The 14,141-nt window shown below is 52.8% G+C and carries 7 protein-coding genes; all 7 read left to right on the forward strand.

Features of this window, described 5'->3' with window-relative positions; genetic code table 11:
• Positions 1 to 37: 37 nt before the first annotated feature.
• Entirely contained in the window at positions 38 to 1,369 is a 1,332-nt protein-coding gene (locus tag FBQ85_15230; protein MDL1876503.1) for an FtsX-like permease family protein, read from the forward strand.
• An 82-nt stretch (positions 1,370 to 1,451) separates the two neighbouring features.
• Positions 1,452 to 3,833 carry an FtsX-like permease family protein gene (locus tag FBQ85_15235; GenBank protein MDL1876504.1) on the forward strand — a complete coding sequence of 794 codons (2,382 nt, stop codon included), beginning with the start codon at positions 1,452 to 1,454 and terminating at the stop codon, positions 3,831 to 3,833.
• A gap of 84 nt (positions 3,834 to 3,917) precedes the next feature.
• Positions 3,918 to 6,317, forward strand: coding sequence for an FtsX-like permease family protein (locus FBQ85_15240; protein MDL1876505.1), 2,400 nt, complete (start codon positions 3,918 to 3,920; stop codon positions 6,315 to 6,317).
• 84 nt (positions 6,318 to 6,401) lie between these two features.
• Entirely contained in the window at positions 6,402 to 8,846 is a 2,445-nt protein-coding gene (locus FBQ85_15245; protein ID MDL1876506.1) for an FtsX-like permease family protein, read from the forward strand.
• 70 nt (positions 8,847 to 8,916) lie between these two features.
• Positions 8,917 to 11,331, forward strand: coding sequence for an FtsX-like permease family protein (locus tag FBQ85_15250; protein ID MDL1876507.1), 2,415 nt, complete (start codon positions 8,917 to 8,919; stop codon positions 11,329 to 11,331).
• 82 nt (positions 11,332 to 11,413) lie between these two features.
• Positions 11,414 to 13,813, forward strand: coding sequence for an FtsX-like permease family protein (locus FBQ85_15255; protein ID MDL1876508.1), 2,400 nt, complete (start codon positions 11,414 to 11,416; stop codon positions 13,811 to 13,813).
• A gap of 146 nt (positions 13,814 to 13,959) precedes the next feature.
• Positions 13,960 to 14,141 (forward strand): hypothetical protein (locus FBQ85_15260; protein ID MDL1876509.1); only part of this gene is annotated, 182 nt, incomplete at its 3' end.

The raw sequence follows: 14,141 nt of genomic DNA on the forward strand, positions 1-14,141 counted from the left end.
CTTTACCATTACTTTGCTCGCAGCGACGCTTGCTTTCATGCTAGCCGAACTGTTATTGCCGGCATTGAATAGCATGTTGCGGCTCAAGATCAGCCTTGATCTGCTTGGCAGTTTATCTGTTTTCTCTTTCTTATCTATTTTGATTCTTGCCGTGAGCCTGCTCGCTGGGCTTTATCCGGCATTCGTCTTATCACGCTTCGTGCCGGCGCTGGCGCTCAAGAGCAAGGTAAACACTTCGGCCGCCGGCGGTTTGTTCCTGCGGCGTGGCTTGGTGGTGTTTCAGTTTATCATCTCGCAGATGCTGATCATCGGCACATTCATCGTTACCACGCAGATGGATTATTTCCGCAATAAAGAGATGGGATTCGACAAACAGGCTATTGTGACGGTGCCTTTGCCGGTGAATGAGACGGCGAAGCTGCAAACGCTGCGCGCGCAGTTGCTGCAGAACAGCCACATTCGCAACGTTTCGTTCAGCTATTCCAGCGCCGCTTCCGGAAATACCTGGGACACCAATTTGCGCCACACGCTAAACGGGCCGGAAGAAACCTTCGCATCAGATTTGAAATTTGCCGATGTGAATTACATTCCGACCTATGGCTTGAAGCTGGTCGCGGGCCGCAGCTATGTTGCGAGTGACACAATTTCGGAGCTGGTGGTTAACGAAACCTTTGCGAAAAAAATCGGCTACACGCCGCATGATCTCATCGGCAAGATGTTCAAGCTGGGGCGGCGGCCGTACATGCCGATTGTCGGCGTGGTGCAGGACTTTCATACGCGGCCGTTGCAAGAAGAAATCCGGCCGTGCCTACTGGCCGCTAATCGCAGGGCTTATTATGAAGCCAGTCTCAAAATCGAAGCCTCGAATATGAAAGCGGCTCTGGATCATATCGAGAAAATTTGGGGCGCAACCTTTCCGGAGTTTGTGTATAGGTACGAGTTTTTGGATGAACGCCTGGCCGGTTTTTATGAGGAAGAGCTGAAGATGTCGCAACTGTTTCGCGCGTTTGCCGGCATTGCAATCTTTATCGGCTGCATCGGCCTGCTCGGTTTGATTGCGTTCATGGCGGCGCAACGCACCAAGGAGATCGGCGTGCGCAAAGTGCTCGGCGCCACCGTCGTTGATATTCTCGGTTTGATCTCCAAAGAATTTGCCGTGCTCATCGCGGTTGCTTTTGCGGTTGCCGCACCGGTGGCTTACGTCGTGATGAACAACTGGTTGGAGAATTTTGCCTATCGCATCGATGTCGGCCTTGGCGTGTTTGCCATGACGATCGCCGTTACTCTCATCATCGCCGGCGCGACGATCGGTTATCGTGCTTTGAAGGCCGCGCTGGCGAACCCCGTCGACGCGCTGCGGTACGAATGATTGCGGATGATGGATTTCGGAATGCGGTTTAATAAAAGTTTCAATTCATCATCCGCAATTGGAAATCCTAAATGGAGAAGCCATGTTTAAAAATTACTTCCAAACCACGCTGCGCGTGTTGCAGAAGCAAAAGCTGTTTTCACTTATCAATGTTTTTGGTTTGGCAGTGGGATTGACCGTCACTTTGCTCATTCTGCTCTATCTGCAAGCTGAACTGAGTTATGACAAGGCGTTTGTGCGGGGCGATCAAATCTATCGCGTGCTGCGCAAATCGGAAGTGAATGAAAAGGGCTATCTCATCGGCATCACCTCCGGACCGTATGCACCCGCGCTGAAGAATGACTTGCCGGAAAGCATTCGTGATGCGCTGCGCGTGCTGCCCAGCGACGGTTTAGTCATGTATGCGAATCATGCTTTCATGGAAAAGAAATTCTTCCTCGCCGATGAAAACTTTTTCAAGTTTTTTTCTTTTCCTTTGGCGCAGGGTGATCCTGCAAACGCGCTCGCCAATCCGAGCGGTGTGGTTTTAACTGCGGCGATGGCGCGCAAATATTTCGGCGCGGAAGATCCGCTGGGCAAAACCCTGCGCGTGGACGATCGCTATGACTTCATCGTCACCGGCGTGCTCGCCGAAAAGCAGGGCCGCACACATTTGGATTTTGATTTTGTGGCCTCCCTGAAAAGTTTCGAACGCGAGACGTGGTTCAATGATTGGTGGAGCAACAGTTTTTTAACCTACGCGCTGATCGACAACCCTCAGGAAGCGCAACGGGTCGAGGCGCAGTTGTCGGCGTTCATCGACAAATACCTCGGCGAGGATTTCAAACGCAACGGCCGGCGTATCGATCTCACTTTGCAACCGCTGGCAGACGTTTACTTTCAAAAAGACATTCGCTACGAACAAGGTGTGCGGCACGGCGACAAGCAAGCGATTTATATTTTCGGCGCGCTGGCTTTGTTCATTCTCACGATCGCCTGCATCAACTACATGAACCTCACCACGGCCCGCGCCGGCCGCCGCGCCCGTGAAATCGGCGTGCGCAAAGTACTCGGCGCGCATCGCGGCCGCCTCATGCTGCAATTCCTCGGCGAATCGTTTTTCATGACGAGCCTTGCCATCATTTTCGCCATTGCCGCGGCCGAGCTGCTGCTACCGTGGTTCAATGCCGCCTTTGGGCTTGATCTTACGATCCGCTTTACCGATCCGCTGCTGACCGGAGCCTTGCTGAGCCTGCTACTCATCGTCGCGTTGCTCGCAGGCAGTTATCCAGCCTTTTTATTGTCGGGATTTTTGCCGGCGCGCGTGCTCAAGGGCCGCTTTTCGAAGCAGGCGACCGACGTGCTGGTTCGCAAAGGTCTGGTGGTTTTTCAATTCAGCATTTCTGCGGTGTTGATCATCGCGACATTGCTCGTCGGCAAGCAGCTTGAGTTCATGCGACAAAAAGATCTCGGCTTTCGCGCCGAGCAAGTTCTACTCGTTCCCATCAACAACAATGAAATGCGCCGGCAGCAGGAGACGTTTGTCGAGCGCGTGCGGCAGGAGGCCGGCATCGTGAAAGCCTCGGCGATGTCGGGGCATCCAGGCGGATTTCACGATGCGATGTCTTTCACCGTTACCGGCAAGGATGAAAACTTCCGCTTCCGCACGTTGTACACGGATTTTGATTACACCGAAACGCTCGGCTTGGAGATTGTCGCGGGCCGAAATTTTTCGCGCGACTTCGCGACGGACAAAACCCAGGCCGCGCTGCTGAATGAAGCCGCGGTCAAAATGCTGGGCTGGACCAATGAAGAAGCGCTGGGCAAAGAGATGCGCCGCACAATGTTCGACACCACGCGTTGTCATGTCGTCGGCGTGGTGCGGGATTTTCATTTTTCTTCTTTGAAGGAAGCCATCGATCCGCTGTTTATTTCGATGCGGCCCTTCGCCAACGTGTTCGCGCTCAAGGTCGATACCACGAACCTTCAGACGACACTGGCGGTCGTGCAGAAGCATTGGGAAGCCATCTCCCCGGCCTATCCTTTCGAGTTCACTTTTCTTGATGAGACGTTTTTCCAACTTTATCAGCAGGAGCAAAAAGAGTCGAGGCTTTTTGGGATTTTTGCGGTGATTGCGATCATCATTGCGTCCTTGGGCATTTTTGCGCTGGCTTCTTATGCAGCGGAAGAGCGCACCAAAGAGATCGGCATTCGCAAGGTGCTGGGCGCTTCGGTGGGCAACGTCTTCAATCTGCTCTCGAAAGAATTTGTGCGCCTGGCCGCACTTGCCAATTTCGTGGCGTGGCCTTTCGCCTGGTTTGCGATGAATCTCTGGCTGCAAGATTTCGCCTATCGCACGACGATGGATTGGCAACTGTTCGCCCTCGCCGGCGGCTTGGTGCTGTTGATCGCGCTGCTCACCGTGAGTGCGCAAGCCCTCAAAGCTGCACTAGCAAATCCGGTGGAAGCGCTGCGGTATGAATGATTGCGGATTGTGGATTTCGGATTGCGAAAAAAGAGCAAATCAAGCATCCGAAATCCGCAATTCCAAATCCGAAATGGAGAAACTGTGCTCAAAAACTACCTCAAAATCGCGCTGCGCAATCTGCTGCGGCACAAAGGTTACGCCTTCATCAATATCGCGGGCCTCGCTGTTGGGATGGCGTGTTGCGCGCTCATGCTTTTGTTTATTCGGCACGAGTTGAGTTATGATCGTTTTCATCAAAAGGCCGATCGCATTCATCGCATGATTATGCACATGTCTCGCGAGGGAAACGTGCACACCGGTTCGGTGATGGCCGCACCGATTGGGCCGGCGCTTGCGGAAGAGTTTCCTGAGATTCGTCTGGCCGTGCGTTTGCAGCCGCCCTATAACAGCACACCGGTGAAATATCAAAATCAGCAATTTTACGAGAAAGAGTTTTATTACGCCGATCCCAACATTTTCGAGGTTTTTGATTTTCCCCTGCAACAAGGCGACGCAACGACTGCGCTGCAAAATCTCAATTCCGTAGTCTTGAGCCGCGCCGCCGCAAAAAAATATTTTGGCACAGAAAATCCGCTTGGGAAAATTTTGCAGATCGAACGCGGCGAGCGCGAATTTCAAGTCACCGGTGTGTTGCAGGAGATTCCCGCGACCTCGCATGTGCGTCCGGATTTTCTCATTCCATTCAACAACCTTTTGCCGCGGCAATTGAGCAATTGGTGGATGTTCAGTTATCCTACTTATGTTTTGTTGGATGAAAAAGCTTCTGCGGCCAATGTCGCCGCCAAATTTCCCGAATTTGTCAAGAAACATTACAGCAACGGCCCGCCTGCATTTGCCGGGCTCTCTTTGAGCATGCAACCACTCGCCGAGATTCACCTGCGCTCGGATTTCGACAATAAGCCAGGCGAGTTGAGCGCGATGACCTACAGTTATTTATTTGCGGCGCTTGCGGCTCTCATTATTGCCATTGCCTGCATCAACTTCATGAATCTCGCCACCGCCCGCTCGCAGCACCGTGCCCGCGAAGTCGGCGTGCGCAAAGTTGTCGGCGGCATGCGGCAGCAGCTCGTTCTGCAATTTCTCGCCGAAGCCGTCGTTCTCGCCTTTATCGCAGTTATCGGCGCCGCCGTGTTGATTGAATTTTTCCTGCCGGCCTTCAACGCTTTGACGCAAAAAGATATTCAGATCGACTATGCTTCGGATCACTCGCTCATCGCCGGATTCATTGCGCTGACGCTCACGGTGGGAATCGCGGCGGGAAGTTATCCGGCATTTTTTCTCTCACGCTTTCAACCGGTGGAGGTGTTGAAAGGGGGGGCGGCAACGGGAACTTCCGGCGGCCGGCTGCGGCAACTGCTCGTCGTCGGCCAATTCGTGGTCTCGATTGTGTTGATCGTCTGTACTTTCATTGTCAACGATCAAATCGAATTCATCCGCAACAAGCGCCTGGGTTTCGATAAAGAGCAAGTGCTCGTCGCCACGCTGCGCGGCGAGACGGCGCAGAACAATTGGCCCGTGCTCAAAACCGAATTGCTGCGCCATCCGGAGTTTGTGAATGTCTCCGCAACTTCCGCCATTCCTGCCGACAAAGGTTGGTGGGTCACCGCCTCGCGCCGAGGCGATTCGGAAGAAGAAAAGGCGGTTTACACGCACCAGGTTGATTATGATTTTTTCAAGACGCTCGGCATCGAACTCGCAGCGGGCCGTTTGCTCTTACGCGAATTTCCCAGCGACAGCTCGCACGCCTTCGTTTTGAATGAGGCCGCGGTGAAAGAATTCGGCTGGGAATCTGCCGAGGCCGCAATTGGAAAAAGTTTTGTTTGGCTGGGTAATGGTCCAGAGAATGCAAAAGAGGGGACCGTTGTCGGCGTGGTGAAAGATTTTCATTTCCGCCCACTTTACGAAGAGATCGCGCCCGCGGTGTTTCATCTTATGCCCTGGGGAAGTGAGAAACTCGTCGTGCGCGTGCGGCCGAATAGCATGGAACAGGCGCTTGCCATTCTCAAAACCCAATGGCAGAAATTCAACCCGCAATACCCGCTGGATTTTACTTTCATGGACGAGCGCGTCGAAGCGCAATACGGCGCCGAAACCCGCTTGCTAAAAATCTTCAGCACCTTTTCCGCGTTCGCGATTTTCATTTCCTGCCTCGGCCTTTTCGGCCTGGCTTCGTTTACAACGGAACAGCGCACCAAAGAAATCGGCGTTCGCAAAGTGTTGGGCGCCTCCGTTTCCAACATCATTCTTATGCTCTCAAACGGCTTTACGCGCTTGGTGCTGGTTTCGTTTGTCATCGCCGCGCCAATCGCGTGGTGTGCGATGAACAAATGGCTGCAAAACTTCGCCTATCGCCAACCGCTCGGCCTTGACGCGTTTCTCTGGGCCGGTTTGCTGGCATTGGGAATTACGTGGCTCACGGTAAGCTATCAATCGCTCAAAGCCGCGCTGGCGAATCCGGTGGAGGCGCTGCGATACGAATGATTGCGGATTGTGGATTTCGGATTGCGGTTTTATTAACAATCAAATCTCCGAAATCCGCAATCCCAAATCTAAAATGGAGACGCCATGCTCAAGAACTACGTTCTCGTCGCCCTCAGAAATTTTCGCAAATTCAAAACCTATTCGTTCATCAACATCTTTGGACTGGCCATCGGGCTGGCCTGCTGCATTCTCATTCTGTTGCATCTTCACGACGAGCTGAATTTCGACCGCTTTCACGAGAAGGCAGATCACCTCTTTCGTGTGATTCAAGTTCGCAGCAACACGCAAGGCGAGCAACAGCTTGCTTATACCATGGGACCGTTCGGGCCGGCGCTCGTCGATGAATTTCCAGAGGTCGAAGGGTCGGCGCGTTTATTCCAGGGCTGGCGCTTGACGGTGAAGCGTGAGATAACCGGCCCAACCGGACAAATCGTGCGAAGGAATTTTTTCACGGATGCGAGTTTTTTTGATCTCTTCGACTTTCAGTTGCTTGCCGGAGATCGCAACAGCGCGCTTTCGGCGCCTGGCTCGGTGGTGTTGACGGAGACGATGGCAAAGCAGTTGTTCGGCGATGAAGAGCCGCTGGGCAAGCCATTGCAAATTGAAGCCGAGGATTTCCCCGAGTTTATTCAAACGGCATTCACCGTGACCGGCGTGTTACGCGACATTCCCCACAATTCTCATCTTGACTTCGACCTGCTGATATCTCAATCAACTCTCGACCGCTTTGAAAACGTGCGCGGCTGGTTGACGGACTGGGACAACACGATTGTGGTCACTTACGTGTTGCTGAAAAATTCGGCAAACAAGGCAAATCTCGAAACGAAGCTTGGCGCGTTTAGCCGCAAACATCGCGGCGAGGAAGCGGCAGCGCGCAGCCGGTTCTATTTTCAGCCGCTCGGCGATATTCATTTCGGCTCGGCGGAAATTGGCGCCGAGCACAATACTCGCGAGGGCCAGCTCATTTATGTTTACGTCTTCGCGTTGATTGCCATTTTCATCGCGGCCATCGCCTGCATCAACTACATGAACCTGGCAACGGCGCGCTCCATGAAACGCGCCAAAGAAGTGGGGCTGCGCAAAGTCGTCGGCGCCAATCGCAGCCAAATGATCGTTCAATTCCTGACGGAATCCATACTCAGTGCTGTGATTGCATTTTTGCTCGCCATCGGTTTGGTGGAGGCGATGCTGCCGTCGTTTAACGCGCTCGCTGGCGCGAACCTGTCGTTGCGCCTCGCCGGCAATACTTCGGTTTTCTTGGGATTGCTGGGTTTGGTTCTGCTCATCGGCATTGTTGCCGGAAGTTATCCCGCGTTTTATCTGTCCCGTCTTGCACCAGCCGCAGTGTTAAAAGGAGAGCTTAAAGCGGGCGCGCAGCGCTCGCGGCTGCGCCAGAGCCTGGTTGTGGCGCAATTCGCGCTGTCGATTCTCATGATCGTCGCAACGTTGGTGGTCTTTCAGCAACTCGATTATGTCCGGCACAAGCAGCTCGGATTCAATCAGGATCAGCTCGTCGTGATAGATATCAATCACGACGACGTGCAAAGCAATTTTCTCACCATCAAAAATGAGTTTAAGCGCCACGCGGCAGTCCGCGGGGCGACGGTTTCTTCGCGTGTGCCGGGAGATTGGAAATACTTTCGCCGTATTCGCGCAGTTCGGGAAGGGCAGGCGGAGACCGAGGCGCAACAATTGTATTTCAACGGTATCGACGAAGATTTTATCGGCGTCTACGAGATTGATCTTGTACAAGGCCGCAATTTCTCTCGCGCGCTGGCTACCGATTCCACTGCGGTGATTTTGAACGAGACGGCAGCGCGAGCGCTGTTTGCGGACTCTCCCGTCGGGCAAGCGATTCGTGTGCCGGCTTTTAATTTTACCGGCCGCGTTATCGGGGTGGTCCGCGATTTTCATTTTCATTCTTTGCACGGCAAAATCGAGCCGATGGTGATGGGTTTTATGCCCGCCGGCGGCCGGCACGCGGTGCACGGCATCGACTATTTTTCGCTGCGCATCGCTGCCGAGAACGTGCAAGAGACGATTGATTTCATCACTAAGGTGCATGCGCAATTCGATGCGGTCAATCCCATCGAACATGCGTTTCTCAATAAATGGTGGATCGATTTGTATAATCGCGATGAAAGGCTGGGACGAATTTTCGGAATCTCCGCAGGCTTGGCTATTTTGATTGCCTGTGTCGGCTTGTTCGGTTTAGCGGCGTTCATGGCCGAGCAACGAACGAAGGAGATCGGCGTGCGCAAAGTCCTCGGCGCTTCGATTTCCAGCCTCGTCGTGCTGCTGTCCAAAGATTTCACGCGCTTTGTGCTGCTGGGGTTGCTGGTTGCTGCGCCATTGGCTTACTTCGCCATGGACAAATGGCTGCAAAATTTTGCCTATCGCATCGACATCGGCTGGTGGGTGTTTGCGCTGGCAGGCGGATTGGCGTTGGTGATTGCGCTCGCGACGGTGAGCACGCAAGCGATCAAAGCGGCGCTGGCGAATCCGGTGGAAGCGCTTCGTTATGAGTAAAGAAATAATCAGTAGCCAGTGATCAGTGTTCAGTGAACTGGTCACTGATAACTGATAACTGGAGTCAAAAATGCTCAAAAACTACCTCAAAATCGCGCTGCGCAATCTGCTGCGGCACAAAGGCTATTCGTTGATCAACATTCTCGGCTTGGCTGTTGGCATGGCGAGCTGCATTCTGATTTTGCTCTACGTGCATGACGAGCTGAGTTACGACAAATATCACGAAAAGGCCGATCAAATTTACCGCGTCACGCGCGAGTGGTTCAACTCCGACGGCTCGTCGAGCTTACACCTCGGCCACGTCGCGCCGCCGATCGGGCCGCTGCTCAAAAATGATTTTCCCGATATTTTGCAGATGGCGCGGATCAACAGCGGCGGCAATCCTTTGCTGCGGCACGGCGACAAAGTTTTTCAAGAGGAACGTTTTTATTTTGCCGATCCGAACATTTTTGAAATTTTCACGTTGCCATTGCTCAAAGGCGATCCGCAGAATGCGCTGGCGGATCCCAACGGCGTCGTGCTTACGCCGGCGATGGCGCGAAAATATTTTGGCGACGAGGAGCCGCTGGGCCAAGTGCTCAACATCGACAGCCGCGCAGATTTGAAGGTTACCGGCGTCATGCGGGACGTGCCGGCGAACTCGCATTTCCATTTCGACTTTCTCGGTTCGATGAAATTGCTGGAACAGGTTTTTGGCGACGACGAGTTTAAAAATTGGGGAAGCAACAATTACGCAACGTACTTGCTCTTTCCAAAGAATTATCAAGTAGAAAATTTTAAACAGGCCATTCCTGAGTTCATCGGCCGTCACCATCCCGACGGCAAGGAGGCCATCCCCAAAACGACGTTGCACTTGCAGCGGCTGACCGACATCCATCTGTACTCGCATCTCGACTCCGAGATCGAGGCGAACGGCAATATCGTGTACGTTTACATTTTCTCCGCCATCGCCTTTTTCCTGTTGTTGATTGCGTGCATCAACTTCATGAATCTGGCGACGGCGCGCTCCGCCAATCGCGCCAAAGAAGTTGGTTTGCGCAAAGTGGTCGGCGCGGAACGGCAGCAATTGATCCGGCAGTTTCTTGGCGAAACCATTGTCATGGCGCTGATTGCCTTGTTGTTGGCAGTGGTGCTGGTTGAAGTGGTATTGCCCAAATTCAACACCTTTACAGGAAAGGAATTGGCGCTGCGTTCGCAAAGCATGCTTTTCATTTTAGCGAGCCTGCTCGGCGTGACGCTTTTTGTCGGCATCATTGCCGGCAGTTATCCTGCTTTCTTTTTGTCGCACTTTCAGCCGGTCGCCGTTCTCAAAGGGCAGAAAATTGGCTCGACGCGCTCGCGCTTTCGCAGCATACTCGTCGTTTTTCAATTCGCGATTTCGATTATTCTGATTGTCGGCATGGGCATAGTTTATAATCAACTCGAATACTGCCGCAATAAAAATTTGGGCTTGAATAAAGAACACGTTGTCGTGCTGCCTGCGGATCAAAATATTGTGCAGCGTTATCCCGACATTCGCAATCAGCTTTTGCAGTATCCGCACATTGCCGGGGTCTCGGCTTCGAAGCGCGTGCCTTCGGGGCGCTTGCTCGACTCGTCGGGAGGCAGTGTAATTGACGGCGAGAAGAGTGAGCCGCTGAATTTTCGCATTGCCAATGTGCGCGTCGATCACAGTTTCATCGACACCTACGGCATGCAAATGGCCGCGGGCCGCAATTTCTCCATAGAATTTCCCACCGACTCCACCGAAGCTTTTATTTTGAACGAAACCGCGGTGAAGAAAATCGGCTGGCCTTCGCCGGAGGCCGCAATCGGCAAGCCTTTCCAATATGGCAATCGCCGCGGGCGCATCATCGGCGTGGTCAAGGATTTTCATTATGAATCGCTGCACCAGCCGATCACGCCGATCATATTGCTTATCGCTCCACAAAGCTTCAACAGTGTCTCCGTCAAAATTCGCGCGGCCCAACCGGCAGACATCGCGACAACGCTGGAATTTCTCAAACAAAAATGGCAGGAATTCCGTCCGAATTTTCCGTTTCAATATTCTTTCATTGACGAACGCTACGAGCAGCTTTATCAGAGCGAGCATCGTCTCGGGGAAATTTTCGGCACGTTTTCGTTGCTGGCGGTTTTTATCGCATGCCTCGGCCTATTCGGACTCGCTTCCTACACGGCGGAGCAGCGCACGAAGGAGATCGGCGTGCGCAAAGTGCTCGGCGCCTCGTTGGGCAACATCGTTTTGTTGCTTTCCAAGGATTTTGCGCGGCTGGTCGCCGTGGCTACGTTGTTTTCCTGGCCCATAGCCTATTACGCCATGAGCCTCTGGTTGCAGGAGTTCGCCTATCGGATCGATATCAATAACCAAAGCCTGACGTTCTTGCTGGCAGCATTGCTCGCTTTTGGTATTGCATTGATCACCGTCAGCTTTCAGTCGATCAAAGCGGCAATGACGAATCCGGTGGAAGCGCTGCGATATGAATGATTGCGGAATGTGGATTTCGGATTGCGGCACTGCATGTAATTAATTAACCGTCCGCAATCCCAAATCCGAAAATGGAGAATTCATGTTCAGGAACTATCTCAAACTCGCGATCAGAAATCTACTCAAGCACAAAGCGTATTCCTTCATTAATATTGCGGGACTCGCGCTCGGCATGGCGTGCTGCATTTTGATTTTGCTTTATGTACAAGATGAGTTGAGTTACGACAAATTTCATCGCGACGCGGATCGCATCTTTCGCGTGGCTATGACGATTGACACGCGCGGGGTGCCCACTTCGTTTGCGCCGACAATGGGGCCGTTGGCTGCCGCGCTCGTAAACGACTATCCGGAAATCACCGAGGTCGTGCAGGTTTTGCCGGCCAGAACGGTGCAAGTGAGTCCGGCGCCCGATCAGCATTATTATGAAGAACGCGCGTATCTCGCTGACTCCAGTTTCTTTCGCATTTTCTCTTTTCCACTTTTGCACGGCGATCCGGCGCAAGCGCTGGCGCAAGGCAATGCGGTGGTGATCACGCGCGCAAAGGCGCTGAAATATTTCGGCCAAGAAAATGCTTTGGGAAAGCGTCTCGAAGTCAACGGCACGAGTTATTTGGTTACCGGCGTGATGAAGGACATTCCGTCCAACAGCCACTTCAAGCCCGAAGTCGTCAGTTCATTAGCGCTCTTGCGCGGCCAGGGTTTTATGCAAAACTGGCATGCGAACATGCTGCATACTTATATCAAAATTGCTGAGGGCGTCTCGCCAAAAGCGTTGGAGCAAAAGATCAGTAACGTTGCCGACCGCTACGTCGGCGATCAAATTCGCGCCAATAATCAGATATACACTTATTTTTTGCAGCCGATTACGGCGATTCATCTACACTCCGATCTCCGCTACGAGCTGGAAGCCAACAGCCGCAAGGTGTACGTGCAAATTTTCTCGGTTGCCGCCGTGTTGATTCTCTTCATTGCGTGTATCAATTTTATGAATCTGGCGACGGCGCGCTCGATGCGCCGCGCGAAAGAAGTCGGCTTGCGCAAAGTTGTGGGCGCGTACCGTTCGCAGTTGATGAAACAGTTTCTGGGCGAATCGTTGCTGTATAGCCTGTTGGCCGTTTTGCTCGCCCTCACGGTGGTCGAAATTTCTCTCCCATTTTTCAATGCGCTTGCCGCAAAGAATTTGGATTTGAATCTCACGGCGAACGCGTCGTTGCTTACAGGTATCGTGTTCATCACCGTTCTCGTCGGCCTTCTCTCCGGCAGTTATCCGGCGCTTCTCATTTCCGCTTTTAGGCCGGCCGAGGTTTTGAAGGGCAAGCTCTCCGCCGGCAGTCCGCTGTCGCGTTTTGGTGCACATTCACTGCGCAAGGTGCTGGTGGTGTTGCAGTTCTCAATTTCGATTGCGCTGATCACCGGTACGCTGGTTATTTCCCGCCAATTGAATTTTCTGCAGGAACAAAATCTCGGCTTTGCAAAAGAGCAGATGCTCGTGCTGGCGTTGCGCGGCCGCAGTGAGTTGGCGCAAAAGTTTGAGACCTACAAAAGTGAGTTTCTGCAACATCCCAACGTTCTCTCGGCAACGGTGTCGCATAGCGTGCCAGGCCGAGGTGTTTCCAATAATCTGATAGCGGAGCGCGAGAATCAGGACAATCGCGTGCAGATGAATCTTCTGTTCGTTGATTACGATTTTCTCAAAACGTATGGCATCCCGCTGTTGGCCGGCAGGGATTTTTCCAAAGAAATCACCACTGACACCAACGGCAAAGTTGCGCTGCTGAACGAGGCCGCGATGAAGGCCTTCGGCTGGAATGATCCGAGCACGGTGGTTGGCAAGCAATTCGACGGTTTCACCGGCCCCGAAGCCATCGGCGTGGTGAAAGACTTTCATTTCAAATCATTGCACGAAAGCGTTGGCCCGCTCATGATGCTGGTCCAGCCACGAAGTTTTCAATATCTCTCGTTGCGCCTCAAAACTGAAAACACCGCTGAGACGATGGCCTTTGCGCAGCAGAAATGGTCGACGCTGCTGCCCGACAAGCCGTTCGAATATTTCTTTCTCGACGAGGATTATGACAAGCAATATCAGGCCGAGCAGAGATTAGGCACGGTGTTCAGCAATTTTTCCATTTTGGCAATTTTCATTGCGTGCTTCGGTTTGCTCGGGCTGGCTTCGTATGCCGCCGAGCAGCGCACCAAAGAAATCGGGATTCGCAAAGTTTTGGGCGCTTCCGTCTCCGGCATCGTCGGCTTGCTCTCGAAAGACTTTGTCAAGCTTGTGTTGATTTCGAATATTTTGGCCTGGCCAATTGCCTGGTACGCAATGAGCCGCTGGCTTGAAAACTTTGCCTATCGCGTCGATCTCGGCTGGTGGATTTTTGCGCTTGCTGGCGGGGTCGCTTTGCTCATCGCGGTGCTGACCGTGAGCACGCAGGCGATTAAGGCTGCGCTGGCAAATCCGGTGAAGGCGTTGCGATATGAATGATAAACAAATCTGACGAATAGTTTAACAGCCTGGCAATTCTCCTTTTTTCATTGCCAACCCCTTGCGTTGATGTCATGTCCTATGATTAATCCGCGGTTGCGGAAAAACGACCTAATGCTTACGGATTAACCATAAGGAGAGTCATGATGCAATTCAAACATGCTACACGAACGATGTTCGTGCTCGCGGTGTTGATAAAATCGAGCATCGCTCAAGAAGTTATCGTGCATGCTGACGTTTCGCAAACTTTGGAGCAGCGTTGGAATTGGGCCAATGGGCAGAGCAAGCAGACGCGTTTTCAGAAGGGCTTTTGGATTGGCTATAGTAT

It is taken from the genome of Cytophagia bacterium CHB2 (assembly GCA_030263535.1).
Lineage (GTDB): Bacteria > Zhuqueibacterota > Zhuqueibacteria > Zhuqueibacterales > Zhuqueibacteraceae > Coneutiohabitans.